The 18608-nt window shown below is 67.3% G+C and carries 15 protein-coding genes; 10 read left to right on the forward strand and 5 right to left on the reverse strand.

The window, feature by feature from the left end:
• Nucleotides 1-19: 19 nt before the first annotated feature.
• Both SMD14_RS05040 and SMD14_RS05045 read right to left on the reverse strand, forming a co-directional pair.
• On the reverse strand, nt 20-967 hold the full coding sequence (locus SMD14_RS05040) for a 3-keto-5-aminohexanoate cleavage protein (protein ID WP_321215543.1): 948 nt from the start codon (nt 965-967) through the stop codon (nt 20-22).
• A 148-nt stretch (nt 968-1115) separates the two neighbouring features.
• Complete coding sequence (locus SMD14_RS05045; protein WP_321215544.1) at nt 1116-2150, reverse strand: sugar-binding domain-containing protein; 1035 nt, start codon at nt 2148-2150, stop codon at nt 1116-1118.
• Between the two features lie 134 nt (nt 2151-2284).
• Between SMD14_RS05045 and glpD the strand changes: the two genes are divergently transcribed.
• The 7 genes from glpD (at nt 2285) to SMD14_RS05080 (ending at nt 10364) form a co-directional block, all read left to right on the forward strand.
• The gene (gene glpD, locus SMD14_RS05050; protein WP_321215545.1) at nt 2285-3922 is read left to right on the forward strand and encodes a glycerol-3-phosphate dehydrogenase; all 1638 of its coding nucleotides are present in this window, start codon (nt 2285-2287) and stop codon (nt 3920-3922) included.
• Complete coding sequence (locus tag SMD14_RS05055; RefSeq protein ID WP_321215546.1) at nt 3919-5430, forward strand: glycerol kinase GlpK; 1512 nt, start codon at nt 3919-3921, stop codon at nt 5428-5430. Before glpD ends, SMD14_RS05055 begins: the two co-directional genes overlap by 4 nt.
• A gap of 77 nt (nt 5431-5507) precedes the next feature.
• Nucleotides 5508-6230 carry a lipoyl protein ligase domain-containing protein gene (locus SMD14_RS05060; RefSeq protein WP_321215547.1) on the forward strand — a complete coding sequence of 241 codons (723 nt, stop codon included), beginning with the start codon at nt 5508-5510 and terminating at the stop codon, nt 6228-6230.
• Nucleotides 6220-7938 carry a glycerol-3-phosphate dehydrogenase/oxidase gene (locus tag SMD14_RS05065; RefSeq protein ID WP_409339708.1) on the forward strand — a complete coding sequence of 573 codons (1719 nt, stop codon included), beginning with the start codon at nt 6220-6222 and terminating at the stop codon, nt 7936-7938. Before SMD14_RS05060 ends, SMD14_RS05065 begins: the two co-directional genes overlap by 11 nt.
• Nucleotides 7935-8948: a lipoyl synthase gene (lipA, locus tag SMD14_RS05070; protein WP_321215548.1), complete on the forward strand. Its 1014-nt coding sequence runs from the start codon at nt 7935-7937 to the stop codon at nt 8946-8948. The genes SMD14_RS05065 and lipA overlap by 4 nt, the downstream gene beginning before the upstream one ends.
• 38 nt (nt 8949-8986) lie before the next feature.
• Entirely contained in the window at nt 8987-9886 is a 900-nt protein-coding gene (locus tag SMD14_RS05075; protein ID WP_157238885.1) for a serine hydrolase, read from the forward strand.
• Between the two features lie 25 nt (nt 9887-9911).
• On the forward strand, nt 9912-10364 hold the full coding sequence (locus SMD14_RS05080; RefSeq protein WP_231754800.1) for a 6,7-dimethyl-8-ribityllumazine synthase: 453 nt from the start codon (nt 9912-9914) through the stop codon (nt 10362-10364).
• Here SMD14_RS05080 and SMD14_RS05085 read toward each other — a convergent pair.
• The 3 genes from SMD14_RS05085 to SMD14_RS05095 form a co-directional block, all read right to left on the reverse strand.
• Nucleotides 10350-11852 (reverse strand): FGGY family carbohydrate kinase, encoded by a 1503-nt coding sequence (locus SMD14_RS05085; protein ID WP_321215549.1) that lies wholly within the window; start codon nt 11850-11852, stop codon nt 10350-10352. The two genes, SMD14_RS05080 and SMD14_RS05085, sit on opposite strands and share 15 nt — an antisense overlap.
• Before the next feature lie 204 nt (nt 11853-12056).
• Complete coding sequence (locus SMD14_RS05090; RefSeq protein WP_321215550.1) at nt 12057-13715, reverse strand: thiamine pyrophosphate-binding protein; 1659 nt, start codon at nt 13713-13715, stop codon at nt 12057-12059.
• A 117-nt stretch (nt 13716-13832) separates the two neighbouring features.
• Nucleotides 13833-14336: an Lrp/AsnC family transcriptional regulator gene (locus SMD14_RS05095; protein ID WP_321215551.1), complete on the reverse strand. Its 504-nt coding sequence runs from the start codon at nt 14334-14336 to the stop codon at nt 13833-13835.
• Between the two features lie 93 nt (nt 14337-14429).
• Here SMD14_RS05095 and hisC point away from each other — a divergent pair, with 93 nt between their 5' ends.
• The 3 genes from hisC (at nt 14430) to SMD14_RS05110 (ending at nt 18492) form a co-directional block, all read left to right on the forward strand.
• Complete coding sequence (hisC, locus tag SMD14_RS05100; RefSeq protein WP_321215552.1) at nt 14430-15527, forward strand: histidinol-phosphate transaminase; 1098 nt, start codon at nt 14430-14432, stop codon at nt 15525-15527.
• A 42-nt stretch (nt 15528-15569) separates the two neighbouring features.
• A complete protein-coding gene (locus tag SMD14_RS05105; protein ID WP_321215553.1) occupies nt 15570-16979 on the forward strand; it encodes an amino acid permease in 1410 nt (469 codons plus the stop codon).
• 436 nt (nt 16980-17415) lie between these two features.
• The gene (locus SMD14_RS05110; RefSeq protein ID WP_409339718.1) at nt 17416-18492 is read left to right on the forward strand and encodes a methyltransferase; all 1077 of its coding nucleotides are present in this window, start codon (nt 17416-17418) and stop codon (nt 18490-18492) included.
• Nucleotides 18493-18608: the final 116 nt, after the last annotated feature.

An 18608-nucleotide genomic window follows, 5' to 3' on the forward strand; every position in this document is an offset into this window, starting at 1 on the left:
ATGGTTGGATTTGCCGTGCTCAGGTGATGTTGTAGAGGGCCCGCGCCTCTTCATGGGTTGCGATGGGCCGGCCTACCTCCCGGGCGATCTCCTGGGCCTGCTGGAGGAGTTCGAGGTTGGTGGGATTGCGGGCGGGATCATAGAAGAGCTCAAGGCCGGTCTTAATGTGGCCGCCCAGTTCGATGGCCCGGCGCAGGATGGCGGTGTCGTCGAGGGCGCCCTGCCCCCAGATCGAGATGTACCAGGGGTGCTTGACCTTTGCTTCCTCGATCATGGTGAGGTAGTAGTACAGGCTCTCGAGGCTGGGTTTCATCCCGTTCGTGCCGATCGGTTCCATGGCGGTGAGTCCGTAGTCGCCGATGAGGTAGAAGTCCCACATGGATCCCTGGGTCGAGAGGCCCCGGTTGACGTAGTGCATCGCGTGGCGCAGATGGCCCGGCTCGTACACACCGAACACCATGGCCAGGTCCCTTTCGCGGAACATTTTGACCTGGCTTGCCACGCGCTGGTAGTTGAATCCGAATTCCGGGCCGGAGAGGTAGCCTTCCTCGTCTTCGTCGACGGCGAACAGGGTCAGGCCGGTGTCGACGCAGCCGATGCGCACATTGCCGCCTTCGTACAGGTGCGGCACGTGCTCGAGGCCGTTTTCATGCGGCAGGAGCCGGAGGTTGTTGCAAGTAGTGGGATACCACGTGATGTCCGGGTGCTTCTCGAGGACCCGGTCCCAGGTGCGCATGTAGTCCTTGTAGGCGTTCTCCCCGAGGAGGTCGAAGCTCGTGTTGTGAGCATGGATTGCTCCTGCACCTGCCTCCCAGCACCTGATCGCGTCCTCCGCGATCTCCTCGTAGGTGATGGGCGTGTTCGGGTTCATCTCCTTCGTGCGGATGCCGTTGATGTGGGACTCGATCACGACGGGGTAGTCCCAGTTCGGCTTCATTTCGGCATACTTGTCAAGGCGGGTGGGCACGACTAACTCCTGACGGACGGCGTGGCGGCGCCGATTCAGCGGCAGAAGCCGGATTTATGAATCGTTATGCGCACGTCAATTGAATATGCAATCGATCATGGGACGTGCGTCACAGTCTTGTCAATAGCTGCCCGGTGCTTTCGGTGCCTCAGGCTTTTGACGCCGACATGCGGCGCCGCGTATTGCCCTTGGCGGGAGGTGTTTCCCGGGCCCCCTGCAGCGCGGCGGGAGCTGAATCGACCAGGAACTGGGCGGTTGCAGAATCGGTCACGAGCGTGTCCACCCACCCGCCCGCGACCGCTGCCCTGATGGCACGGTGCTTGCGGGCCCCGCCGGCGACGGCCCACCGGTGGCGGGCACTCTTGAGCTGCTCCCGGGTGATGCCTACCACCAGGTCCTCGAGCTCGGAGTCGATCGGATTCCCGTCAGCGTCCAGGAAATGCAGGCATACCTCTCCTACCGCCCCCAGCTCGCGAACATGGGCGTATTGCTCGTCTGTGAAGAAATTGTCACCCGGCCGGAGGTCGGGGTCGATCTCGTCGGCGCCGATGCCCACCAGTGCCAGGTCCACGGAGTCGAGCATCTCAAGCGCCTTCTGGGCGTGCGGGTCACGACTGAGCAGAAGGTCCTTCATCTCAGGGCTCGCTGCCACGCCCGGCGTCCGAAGGAAGACGGGTTGTGCGCCGGTGAGTGCCGCGAACTGCTGGGTGGACCTCGCTGTGTCGTGCTGCAGTGCGGGCGGGCCGAGGTCGCCCAGCGTCTCGATGACGTGCTTGCAGCGCGTGCGCATCGGAAGCATGACGTCGATCATGAGGCGCATCGTCTTGCTCCACGAGGTGAGCGCAATCGTGTGCACTTCGAACGCAACGTCGTGGAGGAGGGCGGCCATGGTGTGGGCCAGATCCTTGCCCAGCTCCGTCTCGTCATCGCTCACTGCGTCGACAATGTGGACTTCACTGAGCCCGTAGATCGACTCGATGCGCTCCTCAAGTTCGGCGTGAACATGCTGCGGAACAGCGACGACCGTGCGTACGATCGAGGCATCCTCCGCCTGGGCCAAAAGCCGGGAAACCCGGGACTGTGAGATCTGAAGCCGCTTGGCGATGTCCGTCTGGCGCATCTCGTGCGTATGGTATAGACGCGCGACCTTGATCATTAGCCGTTGCCCGTCGACATCGGTCATTGGCCAGCTCCTTTCGTTCCATTCCCATCCTAGGTCCCCCTTGACACGCAGACCCGGGGATTGGAAACTCGTAAATGGAAATGCAGATGATAAATATTTATTCTACAGCGCTGTGGAAGAGGAAGGAAGCGGCAATGGAGGAGTACACCACCCCTTTTGACGTCGTCGTCGTCGGAGCAGGCATTAATGGCCTGGGGATCGCCCGCGATGCGGCCGTCAGGGGCCTGCGGGTCGTCCTGTTGGAGCAGGACGACATCTGCAGCGGAGTCTCCGCGTGGTCGGGCCGGCTTGTCCACGGTGGGCTTCGGTACCTTGAGCACCGTGACTTCGCGCTCGTGCGCGAATCGCTGCGGGAACGGGAGCTCCTGTTCCGCCTCGCGCCCCATCTCGTCAAGCCGCTGCGGCTCATCATGCCGCTGAGCTCGCACAGCCGCCGGCCGGCCTGGCTTATCCGGATCGGCATGTTCCTCTATGATGCACTGTCCTTCGACAAGAAGACCCAGGGACACGAAGTCCTCGACCGCAATGCGATCCTGCGCCGCTTCCCGGGCATCTCGCCCGATGGTCTCCGCGGCGCAGTTGTGTTCACGGACGGCCAGGTGGAGTACGCGGAACGCCTCTGCACCGAGGTGGCCATCGCGGCTGCGGGCGCTGGCGCCGTGATCCGGACGAAGGCGCGGGTGGAAGAGCCCATCCTCGAGGGAGGGCGGGTGGTGGGGGTGCGCTATCGGGACACCCTGACCGATGAAATGCACGAGGTCCGCGCACCGATCGTCCTCAACGTCGCCGGCCCCTGGATCGACCGGATCTTCCGCCGGGGCGCGCCTGCGCAGCCCCGCCTTAACGGGGGCACAAAGGGCAGCCACCTGATCGTGGACCGCTTCCCCGGAGCCCCGGACGACGTGGTCTACTACGAGTCCAAGACCGACGGCCGCCTCGTCCTCGTGATTCCGTGGATGGGCCGGTACCTGATTGGAACCACGGACCTCCGTTTCGACGCCGATCCCGGCGAGGCGCGCTGCGACGCCGACGAGATGGACTACCTGCTCGGCGAGGTGAACGAACTCATTCCGGGTGCCCACCTGACGCCGAAAGACGTCCTCTTCACCTACTCCGGCGTCCGCCCGCTGCCGTACGCGCCTGATGTCGAAGAGTGGGAGATTCCCCGGAGCCATGTCCTCCACGACCACGCCCCGGATCTCCCCGGCCTCATCACGGTGGTGGGCGGGAAGCTCACCACCTACCGGCAGCTTGCCGAGGACGCGGTGAATGACGCCTTCAAGCGGCTCGGGCGAAAGAGCCCGAAGTGCGTCACGGCAAACCTTCCCCTGCCTGGCGCGGCCGGGGATTTCGAGGAGGTGCGCCTCGCCCTCCGCGGGAAAGGATTGGCGGGCAAGACGGTCGACCGGCTCCTTGCCCTCTACGGGACACGTGCGCTCGACGTCGTCGCGCAGGCGGGCGGGAACGTCGTCGGCCTTCCCGTTCTGGATCCCGGGACGGGCGCACTCGAGGCCGAGATTCTCCTGGCGGTACGGTATGAGTTCGCAAAGACGCTCACGGACGTCCTTGCCCGCCGGATGCTGTTGGCGTTCGAGCCCGGGCATGGCCTCGACGCGGCCGGGCGGGCTGCTGCCGTCATGGGCGCCGAATGCGGCTGGGACGAGGACCGGCAGGCAGCAGAAATCCGTGGCTACCGCGAGTGGCTGGAACGGCTCGCCGTCCCCACCCGCGCCGCGGAGGACCGGCCCGCAGTAAAGGGCTCCACACCGTGAGCCCCCGGTACGTCCTGGCACTCGACGAAGGGTCGACGAGCGCACGCGCGGTCCTCGTCTCCCTTGAGGGCAGGATCGTAGCGGAGGCCCGCCATCCGGTTACCCCCCTGTTTCCGAAGCCGCGGTGGGTCGAACTCGATCCCATGGCGCTGTGGGAGGCCCAGCGGAACAGCATGCAGGCCGTCATGGCAAAGGTCGGAGCGACCACCGATGATCTCGCCGCGGTTGGCATCACTACCCATCGGGAATCCTGCCTCCTGTGGGATCGGCGGACCGGCGAGCCTGTCCACAACGCCATCATGTGGATGTCCAAGCAGACGGACGCGATCGTGCAGCGGTGGCGGATGGACGGCCTGGACTACGAGTTCCGGCAGCGGACAGGCCTGTTCAACGACTCGTTCTTCAGTGCCGCCAAGCTGGCGTGGGTTCTTGAGAACGTCCCGGGCGTGCAGGAGCGCGCCGGGCGGGGCGAACTTGCGGCCGGGACGGTGGACACGTGGCTGCTGTGGCAGCTGACCGGTGGCCGTTCGCATTTCACGGACCACAGCGAGGCGTCCCGGACGGCGCTCTTCTCCCTGGAGACCGTGGACTGGGACGAGAAGCTCGTCGAGGCCTGCGGCATCCCCGCACGCCTGCTGCCCTCTGCGCTCCCGTCCGACTCCCACTTCGGTGACATGCGGCCCGCCAACGTAGGCCTTCCGGGGACGTCCAGCGTGCCCGTCATGGCCATCATGGGCGACCAGCAGGCCGGAATGTTCGGGCAGGCGTGCTTCGGGACCGGATCCGTGAAGAACACCTATGGTACGGCGGGTGTGCTCACGGCCAACAGCGGTCCGACGCCGGCCATCCTGGACGGCCTCACCGCGAGCGTGGGTTGGACGGCAGGGGGAGCCACCGCCTACGAGATCGAGGGCGTCGTCTTCCACTGCGGCCAGACGCTGCAGTGGATGCGGGAACGCCTGGGTATCCTGACCGCCGAGACCGACCTGGAGGAACTGGGACGCCGGGTGGAGGACACCGGGGGCGTCTACATCGTGCCCGCCTTCGCGGGCCTGTGCGCACCGCACTGGTCGAGGGACAGCAAAGCGAGCATCGTCGGACTCACGCTGGAGAGCAGCGCTGAGCACATCGTTCGCGCAGGCATCGAGGCCATGGCCTACCAGACACGGGACAACATTGACGTGCTCGTGGCTGGGGGAAACCCTGTTCCCGAGCTCAAGGTGGACGGCGGCGCCGCGCGCAGCAACCTCCTGTGCCAGTTCCAGGCGGACATTCTCGGCATCCCGGTACTCCGCCCTACCGAACTCGAGCGCACAGCGCTGGGCGTCGCGCACCTCGCCGGCATGGGCGCCGGCCTCTGGAGCCGCGACGACCTGGAGACCGGGTGGCAGATCGACCGGGTGTTCGAACCGGTGATGGCCGCGGACCGGCGTGAGGAGCTCTACGCCGGATGGTGCGACGCTGTGAGGACGGTGACGGGGCGCAATCCTGGTCCCGGAGCGACGTGACGGGCGCGCACCCGCCTTTCGGCTCCGGGGCCGTCCGCCCGGTGCGCGACCCGCGGCCGCGACCCGGCTGCGAGGATATGGATTTCATCGCCAACAGCCTTGCCTCCCTTCCCGGTGCCGCAGGCGGAGAACTCAACTTTTCCCGGCCGCTCTCCACGGCAGCCTTCAGCCGACGTGACTCCATCGGCGCCGGCTACCGGGAAGCATGCGCCGTCCTGGCGGCGCGCGGCTATGCGCCAATCATCAGGCCGGTAGGTGGGCACCTCGCGGTATACGGCCCCGGAGACCTCGTGGTCCACCTCTGGGCACCACACCCGGACGCCCGGTCATCGATCCGTGAGCGGTTCGAGGCATTCGGCGAGGCCGCCGCGTTGGCTCTGCGGGGGCTTGGGGTGGACGCCCGGGTAGGGGCGGTACCCGGCGAATACTGCACCGGGGAGTTCAGCGTCAACGACGCCGCCCGCGCCAAGCTGGTCGGGACAGGGCAGCGCCTCACGAAGCACGGCTACCTGTTCAGCGCCGTCGTCATGGTCGAGGACGCAGGTCAGGCGCGGACGGCCCTGGGAGAGGCATATTCGCTCATGGGGCTCGACTTCCGCCCCGAATCCGTGGGCTGCGTCGCAGATGCAGTACCCGGGGCCACCGTCGAAGACGTCCGCGAAGCCCTGGTCGGCACCCTCATGCCAATGCTCCAGGCCAGTGCACCCCCCGGCCACCTCCAGTCCACAGCGTGCCGCGCCACGCACCACCTTCACTCCCGTTCGTCCTACAGCCTGTCAGGAGCCTCCCGTGTCCACTGACCACCCCGTCCGCGCCACTGTCCGAGCCCTGGCGGACCATCCGCAGGCGAGTGTCCTCATCGTGGGAGGGGGCATCAACGGCGTTGGCACGTTCCGTGACCTTGCGCTGCAGGGCGTCGACGTGGCGCTCGTGGAGCGCGGCGATTTCTGCCAGGGCGCCTCCGGGGCCTCATCCCACATGATCCATGGCGGAATCCGGTACCTTGAGAACGGCGAATTCCGGCTGGTGCATGAGTCGGTTGTCGAGCGGAACAGGCTCCTGCGCATCGCGCCGCACTACGTCAAGCCGCTGGAGACCACCATCCCGGTGTTCTCCACATTCTCCGGGCTGTTGAACGCCCCGCTGCGCTTCTTCACGCACCGTTCCGGCAAACCGCAGGAACGCGGGGCCCTCCTGGTGAAGGTGGGCCTGAGCCTCTACGACGCGTTCTCCCGCCGCGGCGGGACCGTGCCGCGGCACCGGTTCGTCGGACGCAAGCGGTCCCTGGCGGAGCTGCCGGCCCTGCGTGCGGACGTCAAGTACACGGCGACGTACTTCGACGCTTCGGTGCATGATCCCGAGCGGCTCACCCTGGACGTGCTCCGGGACGGGCTTGAGGCGGGGTCGCATGCGCGTGCTGCCAACTATGTGTCCCTCGTCGGGGCGGACGACGGCGGCGCCCGGCTCCGCGATGAGCTCACCGGGGAGGAATTCGCCTTCACCGCGGACATCGTCGTGAACATGACCGGCGCCTGGGTGGACAACACAAACGGTGCCCTCGGCTCGCCGTCGCGGTTCATGGGAGGGACCAAGGGCTCGCACATCGTCTTGGACAACCCCGGGCTGCTGGCCGCCACCGGCGGACGGGAGATCTTCTTCGAGCACAGCGACGGACGGATTGTCCTCATCTACCCCATAGGCGACCGCGTGCTGGTAGGCACCACCGACGTGGACGCGGGGGAGGACCTCGAACCCGTCTGCACCGACGCCGAGATCCAGTATTTCTTCGACCTCATCCGCCATGTGTTTCCCGCCGTGGCGGTGGATCGGAAGGACATCGTGTACACGTTCTCCGGCGTCCGGCCGCTGCCGCGCCATGATGACACCGCCCCGGGTTTCGTGTCCCGCGACTACCGCATTGAACGGTCAGTGTTCCCGGGCACCGACCGGCCGGTGCTGAGCGTGGTCGGCGGGAAGTGGACCACCTTCCGTGCATTGTCCGAGCATGTGGCCGATGATGTCCTCTCCTTGCTGGGGCGGGGCCGCTCCGCGAACACCGCGGATCTTCCGATCGGGGGAGGACGGGGCTACCCCGTGGACCGGGCCGGCATGGAGACCTGGGTCGCCGGGCACACCGGGCCGGGGGCGGACGGCCAACGGGTCCGGACCCTGCTCGCCCGCTATGGCACCCGCGCCGCGGAGGTCCTGGCGTTCCTTGCCCAAGGACAGGACGCCCCGCTGCAGAGCACCGCCGAGCTGAGCGTCCGTGAGCTGGCCTGGATGGCCAAGCACGAGCATGTAGCCCACGTCGCCGATGTCCTTGTCCGGCGGACCAGCCTGGCTTTCCGCGGCCTGGTCACCGCAGAACTCGCCCACGAGGTAGCCTCGCACCTGGCGCCCTGCCTCGGCTGGGACACCCACCAGATTCAGCACGAGGCGCAGGCAGCGTTGTCGCTGCTCGCTCAACGCCACCGAGCCGGCACAGCAATCTCGGGGGTGCTGCAATGACATTGGCACCTGAAGGCCGGAAGCTTTTGCGCGTTGAACAGCGCAACTCGGCTGTCCCGGTGGAGCGGAAGCCGGACTGGATCAAGGCCAAGGTCCAGATGGGCCCGGAGTTCGTCCAGCTCAAGAACCTGGTCAACAAGGAAGGCCTGCACACGGTGTGCGAGGAGGCCGGCTGCCCCAACATCTTCGAGTGCTGGGAGGACAAGGAAGCCACGTTCCTGATCGGCGGGTCCGAGTGCACCCGGCGGTGTGACTTCTGCCAGATCGATACCGGCAAGCCCTCCCCGGTGGACAGGTTCGAACCCACCAAGGTGGCCCGCTCCGTCCAGGCCATGCAGCTGCGCTACGCCACCGTCACCGGGGTGGCCCGCGACGACCTCGAGGACGAGGGCGTGTGGCTGTACGCCGAAACGGTCCGCAAGATCCACGAACTGAACCCCGGCACCGGGGTGGAGCTGCTGATCCCGGACTTCTCCGGCAAACCCGAACACATCGAAGCGATCTGCGACTCCAGGCCCGAGGTCTTCGCGCACAACGTGGAGACGGTGCCGAGGATCTTCAAGCGGATCCGGCCCGCGTTCCGCTACGAACGGTCCCTGGACGTGATCACGCAGGGCCGGAACCTGGGCATGGTGACCAAGTCCAACCTGATCCTTGGCATGGGCGAAACCCGGGAAGAGATCTCCGAGGCGCTGCGGGACCTGCACGAGGCCGGCTGCGACCTGATCACCATCACCCAGTACCTGCGCCCGTCCGAGCGGCACCTGCCGGTGGACCGCTGGGTCAAGCCGCAGGAATTCGTGGACCTCCAGGACGAGGCCAACGAGATCGGCTTCCTGGGCGTCATGTCCGGGCCGCTGGTCCGTTCCTCCTACCGCGCCGGCCGGCTCTGGGCCACCGCGATGCGGAAGAAGGGCCGGGACATCCCCGCCGAACTCGCCCACATCGCCGACGGCATCCAGGACTCCGGCACCACCCGCCAGGAAGCCGCAACCCTTCTGGCCCGCTGAAACCCGACGCCCCGCCCTGCAGAACCGAAAGAGGAAGCATGATTGACCGCTCCACCCAGCCTTCGGCCTTGGCCGCCGACGTGCTGGTCCAGCTGAAACAGTGGCCGGGCGCCCCCTCCCTCGCCGTCGTGGGGCCCGAAGGGGTGCTGGGCTGCCACGACGAAGGACACGTTTATCGGCTCGCTTCGGTGACCAAACTGCTCACCGCCCTTACCCTCCTGGTCGCCGTGGAACAGGGGGCCGCCTCGCTCGACGCACCTGCCGGTCCCCCGGGATCCACGCTGCGCCACCTGCTGGCCCACGCCTCGGGCGTGGGGTTCGATGAGGAAAAGGTCCGGGCGAAGCCTGGAGCCAGAAGGATCTACTCGAACCGGGGCATAGACCTGGCCGCGGAGTACCTCAGTGCCCAAACCGGCAGGTCCTTTGAAAGGGAACTGAGCGAACGGGTCCTGAAGCCGCTCGGGATGGTCCGGACATCACTGGCCGGCCCGCCGTCAAAAGGCGGCATGGCACCCATTGGCGACATCGCCCGGCTCGCCCATGAGCTTCTGCGGCCCCGCACCCTCTCCAACTCCGTGGTGGACGCCTTGTCCTCTGTGGAGTTCCAGGGGCTGGCCGGGATGCTGCCTGGATTCGGCCGCCATGGCGAGAACTCCTGGGGCCTCGGCGCCGAAGTGCGGGGCACCAAGGAACCCCATTGGACGAGTCCGCAGAACTCTGCGGCCACGTTCGGGCATTTTGGCATGGCAGGGAGCTTCCTCTGGGTGGACCGGGAAGCGGACTTGGCATGTGCAGCGCTGTCCACCGTCGATTTCGGGCCCTGGGCCACGCGCGTGTGGCCAGAGACATCTTCCGCCGTCCTGAAGTGCTACCGCGATGTCCAACCACCCGCGCCGGCAGTCCCGGCCGTGCAGATCCAGGATGAGAGTATTTCCTGATACATCAAGAAGAAAGGCACCCCTCTTGTCACCCAACACCAATTCCTCTTTCCGAGTAGCGATCGTTAGCGCCCAATGGCATGCTGACATTGTCGACCGCGCCGTCGAGAGCTTTCGTGCCCGACTCAAGGAACTGGGCGGCGCCGAAGTCGACGCCTATCAGGTCCCCGGCGCCTTCGAAATTCCCCTGGTGGTCCGAAGGCTCGCCGCTTCCGGCAAATACGACGGCATTGCCACCTCTGCCCTGGTGGTTGATGGAGGCATCTACCGCCATGAGTTCGTCTCGCAAACCGTCGTGGAGGCCCTGATGAGAGTACAAATGGAAACGGATGTGCCAGTCTTCTCGGGTGTCCTGACTCCTCATCATTTCCATGAACACGAAGAGCACCGGAACCAATTTTCCAACCATTTCGTGACAAAGGGACGTGAGCTGGCAGACGCTCTAGCCTCGACGCTTACGACGCTACGGTCCCTGTAGGGCGGAACGCAGCCTTGACCTCCGCACCGCGTGCGCCCATTGTTCCCGCCGCGCCCGGGCTTCCTCTGGAGTAAGCGAGGGCACGAAAGCCGTGCGGTCCCTGTTGAGCGTTTCGCACTCCGGCTCTGTCCAGAATCCACGGGCGACTCCAGCAAGATGGGCGGCTCCAATCGCCGAAAGTTCGGCTACGTTGTTGCGCAGGATCTCCTGCTGGGAAAGATCCGCCTGAAGCTGGGCCAGCCAGTCATTCTGGGCCGGACCCCCGTCAATCAGGACATCGGTGACAGGTTTTCCCGCCGCCCGCGCCACTTCGGCGAATACGTCTTCGGTCTGGAGGGCGATGGATTCAAAGGCAGCCCGGGCGATCTCGGCCTGGCTGGTTCCCAGCCCGAAGCCACTGATGATGGCCTTGGCCTGAGGATCCCAATAGGGAGCACCGAGTCCTGAGAAGGCGGGCACCAAGTCCAAGCCCGAGTTCGGGGGTGCGCTGGCGGCCAGCCGGCTTAAGCCGTACGGATCCGTGCCGAAGAGCTCGGACAGCCAAATCAGTGTGGACCCCGTGGAAAGGATAGTCCCCTCCACGGCGTAGGCGGGGCTCCCGGTACTCCAGGCGATGGTCTGGACTAGCCCTCCGTCCTCAGGTGCCGGAGCCGCCCCGCTCAGCGCAATCACCGAGCTGCCAGTGCCGTAAGTGGCTTTGACCCGGCCGGGTTCCCTGACACCGTTGGCGTACAGGGCGGCATGGGAATCACCGAGGACTGCATGAATTCTCGTGTCCCGCGGAAGGGAGGGAAGAGCCCTGAGGGGCCCGGAGGCCTGGTCAGAGGCGACAATCTCCGGCAAAGCCTGCTCCGGGATGCCAAACCGCTCGGCCAGGCCGGCATCCCATTCCGCCCGCTCCAGGTTCAGTAGTTGGGTGCGGCTGGCATTGCCTAGCTCGATCCGATGTTCGCCCGTCAGCGAGAAGAGCAGCCAGGAGTCGACGGTCCCCACGGCTATCCGGCCTGACCGGCAGCCCGCGCGGTCCGGATCGACCTGGTCAAGGAGCCAGCCAAGCTTCAAGGCCGAGAACATCGGATCAAGAGGGAGCCCGGTGCGGGAGCGGACGTCGTGTCCCCACCCTTCTGCAAAGGCGGCAGTTGCGCGTTCCGTGGTCCTTCGGTCCTGCCACCCGAGCATCGGACCCAAGGGCCTGCCGGTCTGCCGGTCCCAGACCACAGCGGATTCGCGCTGGTTGCTCAGTCCAATGGCCATGACATTCAACGGCCGTTGTTCGAGAAGCGACGCTACAGCCCTGAGGACGCTGTCCCGGATCTCCACAGCGTCCTGTTCCACCCAGCCGGGGCGGGGATCCTTCCGCGAGACCGGGACCGAGCTGCGGGCCACTACGTGGCCGCGGGAATCAAGTGCTATCGCCTTCGTCGACCCAGTACCTTGATCGACGGCGACGACGACGTCGGTGGCCCCTTGCCGGGAAGATGCGTTCACGGAATTCCTGTCCAACTATCGGTGATGTCGGCCGCGGCAGCGGTGCCAGAGCGTCCTCAACGATTACGGAGATATATATGCAGATAATAGGTATATATCCTTTATTGGAAAGTTTGAAGGTCCCTGGAAGGACATGTCAAGGGACTGACCGAGTTTCTTTGGGCCGCCAGTTCCTGCGGGCAGGGCCGCCCGCCGCTGGAGTCGTTACCCCGCCACCGCTGCCTTCGCGGCCTGCGAGGCCTGCATCCACTCGCTCAGCCACGGCGCCCGGACGCTGGACGTGATCCGGCAGTCGGCCACGAAGGTGCCCTTGGCGCCGGCGTCGATCCACTCCTGCAGCGCGGACAGGTCGGCCAACGAGCGGATGATCGCCGACTCGGCACCCAAAGCGCGGGCAACCCCGCTGAAGTCCACCTCGGGGATCAGCATGGGCTTCTCGGTCAGGCCTTGCGATCCGTACTGATGGATTTCGGCCCCGTAGGCGGCGTCGTTGTAGATCACCACAACCGCGCTTCGAGCCGTACCGATGAGGGATTCGAGGTCGGACAGGCCCATCAGGAACCCGCCGTCGCCGGAGGCCAGCACCAGGGTGCGGCCGTCCTCCAGCGCACGGGCTGCTCCAACGGCGCTCGCAAGTCCCAGCCCGATGGTCTGGTAGGCGGTGCCCACCATCACCAGGTCCTGGGGCCGCGGGATGTTCCAGTACATGGGTGCCCAGCCGACGAAGTGCCCGCCGTCCTGGACCACCGTGCGGCGCTCCGGCAGCACGCCATCAAGGGCGATGGCGAGGGCGCGCGGGTCCAGCCGGCCGTCCGATGTTTCCGCGGAGCCCGGGTGGTGCCCCGGCCCCTCGGCCAGCCGACGGCGGGCTTCCGCGCGCCAGGCACCCGTCGCAGTCCCGACGTCGAGCAGTGCCAAGAGGCGCGAAGCAGCAGCCTTCGCGTCCGCGCTGACGAACAGGTCCACCCGGGGGTGCGTGGGCTGCAGGCCGGCGTCGATCTGGATGACGGTGCTGTCCGGGCCGATCAGGTGCCCGAACCGCATGGTGAACGGGCTCAGGCTGGCCCCGGCCACCAGGACCACGTCGGCCTCGCCCATGAGGCCCGCCGCGGTGTCGGTGCCGAAACCGCCCGCGACGCCCAGGTACCCCTCGCCGTTGAGGAGGTTGAGCGCCAGGGCGGTGCCGGCGGTCAGTGCGCCGAGCCGGTCGGCGAGCTCGCGGAGTTCCGGCCCGGCACCGGCGAGGTGCGCACCCCGGCCCGCCAGGATCAGCGGCCGCCTGGCACCGGCGAGCAGGCGGGCTGCCTGCCCAAGGCCGCCGTCGACGTCGTCCGTCACCTTTGGTGCCTGCGGCGCCGGAAGTACCTCGTCCGCCGCCTCAAGTGCCGCGAGGTCGTAGGGGATGGCAAGCACGACGGCGGTGCGCCAGGTGAGTGCGTATTCCACCGCCTGCCGGGTGACGGCACCTGCGGCGTCGCGGGTGACGGTGAAGGTGGCCGCGCCGAGGCCCGCGGCGATGGCCGCCTGGTCCACGTCCCAGGGCCGGGCGCCGCTGGTGGGCGCATCCCCGGTGACCAGCACCACAGGGACCTGCGCCTGGACCGCCTCGGCCAGGGCGGTGAGCGCGTTGGTGTAGCCGGGGCCGTAGGTGGTGGTGCCCGCGGCGAGCCGTCCCGACGTCCGGTAGTACGCGTCCGCCGCGGCCACGGCGGCGCCCTCGTGCCGGACGGGGGAGAAGCGGAGGCCCTGCTTCTCCGCGGCGTCCAGGAAGTAGACGTTGCCGTTGCCCATCACGCCGAACACATCGCTGACATAGCTGCTGAGGACCTGCGCCACGCGGCCGGAGACGGTGAGAGTAGTCATGCAGGCATCGTGTGGCCTGCGTCTCATGTTTGCAATACCGATGGATCCTGCTGGGACTTTTGGCAGCAGGAGGCGCTGGCAGTGACAATCTGCCCAGTTGTGACGCCACCCTGAGGGTCAGTCCGAGGGGCGTGCCTCCTGTTCCGACAGCCGGCTGATGAGTCCGTCGTAGCGGGGCGGCATGAGTTCCAGGATGGAGATGGCCGTGCTGGTGCGCTGGACCCCTTCGATCTCCAGGATCTGGTTGGTGATGCGGTAGAGGTCGCCGGTGTCGCGGGCCACCACCTTGGCCACGAGGTCCGCGTCCCCGGTGGTGGCATGGACCTCGATGACCTCCGGGATCGCCTCGAGTCCGCTCTCCACCGAGCCTGTCCGGGTCTGGCTGATCGAGAGCGACAGGAAGGCCATCAGGTCGTAGCCCAGCGCGGCGGGGTCCAGCCGGCGGCTGAAGGAGCGGAGCGCGCCGCTGCGCTCCAGCCGCGCCAGCCGGGCGTGGACCGTGTTCCGGGCGACGCCGAGCGTGCGGGAGAGTGCCAGGGCGCTGGCTTCGGGATCCTTGTCCAGGGCCAGGATGATCCTGCCGTCGAGGGAATCCAGGGTGCGAGAGTTCGCGATGGTCATATTTTCACCACACACAGTAGAAGTTGAGCAGAAGTCCCAATGGTTAGAGGGTATCTTGCAATGTGGTCCGGGTCACTCCCATGATCGGACCTCATGACCAGTAATCAGCTTGTGGCCGGTCCCGAGGCGGCGCTGCCCACCCTTCGCGGCGCCGTCGCCGGCCTTCCGTCCTACGTGCCGGGCCGCCGCGGTGCCGGCGTGGACACCGCAGCCCTCGCCAGCAATGAAAGCCACTACGACCCGCTGCCCGCAGCCGTCACCGCGGTGGCCGAAGCGGCCGGCAGGATGAACCGCTACCCGGACATGGCCGCCGTCGAACTCCGCGAACGGCTCGCCCGGCACCTCGGCGTCACCGCGGAGGAAGTGGCTGTGGGTCCCGGCAGCGTGGGCGTCCTCCAGCAGATCATCACCGGACTGTGCGACGCCGGGGATGAGGTGGTGTTCGCCTGGCGCTCCTTCGAGGCGTACCCCATCCTGGTGGAGCTGGCGGGCGCCCGGCCGGTCCGCATTCCGCTGGACGAGGCGGAGGGGCACGACCTCGAAGCCATGGCCGCAGCCGTCACTGACCGCACCAGGGTCATCCTGCTCTGCACGCCCAACAACCCCACCGGGGTGCCGATCAGCCATGACCGCATTGAGGCCTTCCTGCAGACTGTGCCGTCCAGTGTCCTGGTGGTGATCGACGAGGCCTACGTCGAGTACGCTGAAGCCGGCAGCGGCCCCGATTCCCTGGCGCTCTACCGCCGGTACCCGAACGTCTGCATCCTGCGCACCTTCTCCAAGGCTTACGGCCTCGCTGGCCTGCGCGTCGGCTATGCGATTACGACGGCGGCAATCGCCGACGGTTTGCGCCGGACCGCCCTGCCCTTCGCCGTGAGCGCGCTGGCGCAGAAGGCAGCCGTCGCGTCGCTGGACGCGGGGGAGGAGATGGAAGCGCGGGTGGCCGCCGTCAAGCGGGAGCGCGCACGGATGGCCACGGAACTCGCGGCCCAGGGCTGGAAACTGCAGCCGAGCCAGGGCAATTTCCTGTGGATCCGCGCCGGTGAGGGCCTCCGGGCGAGGCTCGTGGACGCGTTCGACCGCGCGGGCATCCTGGTCCGGGCGTACCAGGGCGACGGCGTGCGGATCACCGTGGCCGACCCCGCCTCCAACGACCGCGTGCTCCGGATCCTCGGAGCCCACGCAGCCTGAAGTTTTATCCCCAACAGTTCCACCACAACCAGAGGAATCCCCATGGAACAACAGACAAAGACGTCTGCGCGCGCCCTCGGCGCCGCCCTCAAACCCCGCCAGCTCACCATGATGGGGCTCGGAAGCGCCATCGGCGCGGGTCTCTTCATCGGCTCCGGCGCAGGCATCCAGGCCGCCGGCCCGGCGGTGCTGATCTCCTACCTCGTGGCCGGCACCCTCATCATCCTGGTGATGTGGGCCCTCGGCGAGATGGCCGCGGCCAACCCGGACAGCGGCGCCTTCTCGGTCTACACCGCCAAGGCCTACGGGCCAGTGGCCGGTGCCACCGTGGGCTGGCTCTGGTGGCTGCAGCTCGTGGTGGTCATCGCCGCCGAAGCGCTCGGTGCGGCAGGGCTGTTGGCAACCATCTTCCCGGCGCTGCCGGTGTGGCTGATGGCCTTCGTGTTCATCGTGGTGCTTACCGCCGTGAACCTGACCAGCGTGAAGAACTTCGGCGAGTTCGAGTTCTGGTTCGCCCTGCTCAAGGTGGCGGCGATCGTCGGGTTCCTCTTGGTGGGCTTTGCGCTGCTCTTCGGCTGGCTGCCGGGCGTGCAGTCGCCGGGCCTTTCCAACTTCACCGGTGACGGATTCGCGACCAACGGGTTCGCCGGGATTGCCACGGCACTGTTCGTGGTGGCGTTCGCGTTCGGCGGCACCGAGATTGTGTCCGTGGCCGCAGCCGAGACCGCAGAGCCGGCCCGCAGCGTGAAGAAAGCCGTCCGCACGGTGCTGTGGCGCATCCTGGTGTTCTACATCGGTGCCATCTTCATCATCGCTGCGGTGGTTCCCGTGGGTTCGGCGGGGCTGAAGAGCCCGTTCGCCGCCGTGCTGGAGGCCGCCGGCATGCCCGGTGCAGCCACCGCCATCACCCTGGTGGCCGTCGCGGCGCTGCTCTCCGCGCTCAACGCCAACCTCTACGGCGCCTCCCGGATGGCGTACTCCCTGGCTGAGCGGGGCGAAGCGCCGCGGCTGCTTGCTTCCGTGTCCAAGGGGCGGGTCCCGGTGGCCGCGGTGCTGGCGAGCATCGCCTTCGGCGTTGTCACGGTGGTGCTGGAGCTGGTTTTCCCCGAGATGGTGCTGGGCGTCCTGCTCAACATCGTGGGCTCCACCTGCCTGCTCGTGTGGACGTCCGCGCTCCTGGCCCAGCTCGCGCTGCGCCTCCGCGCCGACCGCGAGGGGACGGAGCTTCCCCTGCGGATGCCCGGCTTCCCGTGGCTGACCGGGCTTGGCCTGGTCATCCTCGCGGCGATCTTCACGGTGGGCTTCATCGGCGAGGACTCCCGTCCCCAGCTCCTGAGCACGTTCGCGCTCGTCGCGCTGCTGGCGGTTGGGTGCTGGGTGAACCAGCGGAACCGTAAGGTTGCGCCTGTTGAAGCGTCGGAGGACGCCAAGCAGCCGGTGCTCGTCGACTGAATAATCCGCTTTGGCCCGGTTTGCGGGTTCAGAGCCCACGAAAGGCGCGTCCGGCTTTGGCCGGGCGCGCCTTTCTGTACCGACCGGAGATGCGGGGAATGGGTACGCGGCGGGGGGTGTCGGTCTGGCCCCCGATGAGCGACGGCGGCCGCAGCACACCTGTATCCTGAGTATCTAGTTCAAGGGCCCCGGCGGCCATCGACCAAGCCCGGCGCGCAGCCGGATGAGGGGTCTGGAAGCTGGGCCGCAGCCTTGGACGTCGTCGAACAGCCGCCGCAATCGTCACTCCGGCCGGCTCCCGAATTTTCGGAATGGATCCTTCATCAGCATTGACCCGCCAGCACCCGCGGTAATCCCGACGCCGGTCCCCAATCCCGTGCGCGCTGCTGCGGCGGATGAGCCGGCCGTTGTGACCTGGGTTGAGGCCGGGACCAGCATGACCGCGCGCTGGCGGTCGGCGAACGGCAGGCCGGCGCCGACGCGGGTCGAAGTGGTGGACGATTCCCTTACGGCCGATGAGGCGTACCGGATGGCGTCACAGGGGATCGCGATGCTCTGGCGCGGTGACTTCCATAACGGGCGGCAGCTCCTTAACGCCTTGGACCGGCGGGTAGGCGGCGGTAAGAAAGGGACCGCCGGAACCGGTGCCGAGAGGTTCTACCGGCACCGCCAGGCCGCCTCGCACCGTGCCCGCATTCTCGGTCTGCTGCTGATTCCCCTTGATCCGGGCCCGGTGGTGCCGCTGCGCCGCGCCCCGGACATCCGGGACGCCGCCGCCGAGGCGTACGGTGGCATCGGCGAACCGTCCGTGGTGTCCCTGCATGAGCTGGTCGGGGCCGTTGGCGCCCACGAGTGGCGACGGAACGGCGTCTACGTCGAGGCCCTCCAGGGCCGCATCCACCCGCACTACGGCACGTTCTTCCCCACCCGGAGCGAGTATGTGGATCTCGTGGGCGCCGCCGCGCTGCCTACTGAGACGCTGGCGTTCGACGTCGGAACCGGCACCGGGGTGCTCGCTGCCGTTCTCGCCCGCCGCGGCGTCCGCCGCGTGGTGGCGACGGACAATGAGCCGCGCGCCGTCGCCTGCGCAGCTGAGAATTTCCGGAACCTCGGTGTTGCGGACCGTGCTGAGGCGGTCCTGACCGACATGTTCCCGCCGGGCCGGGCGCCGCTGATCGTGTGCAACCCGCCCTGGATCCCGGCCACGCCGCATTCCAGCCTGGACAGCGCGGTCTACGACCCCGGGAGCAGGATGCTGTTCCGCTTCCTGAACGGACTGCCCGACCATCTGGAGCCGGGCGGTGAGGGCTGGCTTGTCCTCTCCGACCTGGCCGAGCACCTTGGCCTGCGCTCGCGTGAGGATCTGCTGGCCGCCATCGAGGCTGCAGGGCTGAAGGTGGTGGAGCGGCTCGACACCAAGCCAACGCACCCGAAGGCATCGGACCGCGACGATCCCCTGTTCGAGGCGCGCGCGGCCGAGGTCACGTCCCTGTGGCGGCTGGTTCGCCGCTAGCCTCGCAGATAGTCCCGGGACAATCAGGCGTGGCCGGCGGACCTGGCCAGCGGCCGCCGTCGGACGTTACGCCTGCGGCGGCGGGGGACCAAGTGTTTGCCGGTGCTCGTCGGCTG

This window comes from Pseudarthrobacter oxydans (genome assembly GCF_034258515.1).
In the GTDB taxonomy this organism is placed as follows: domain Bacteria; phylum Actinomycetota; class Actinomycetes; order Actinomycetales; family Micrococcaceae; genus Arthrobacter.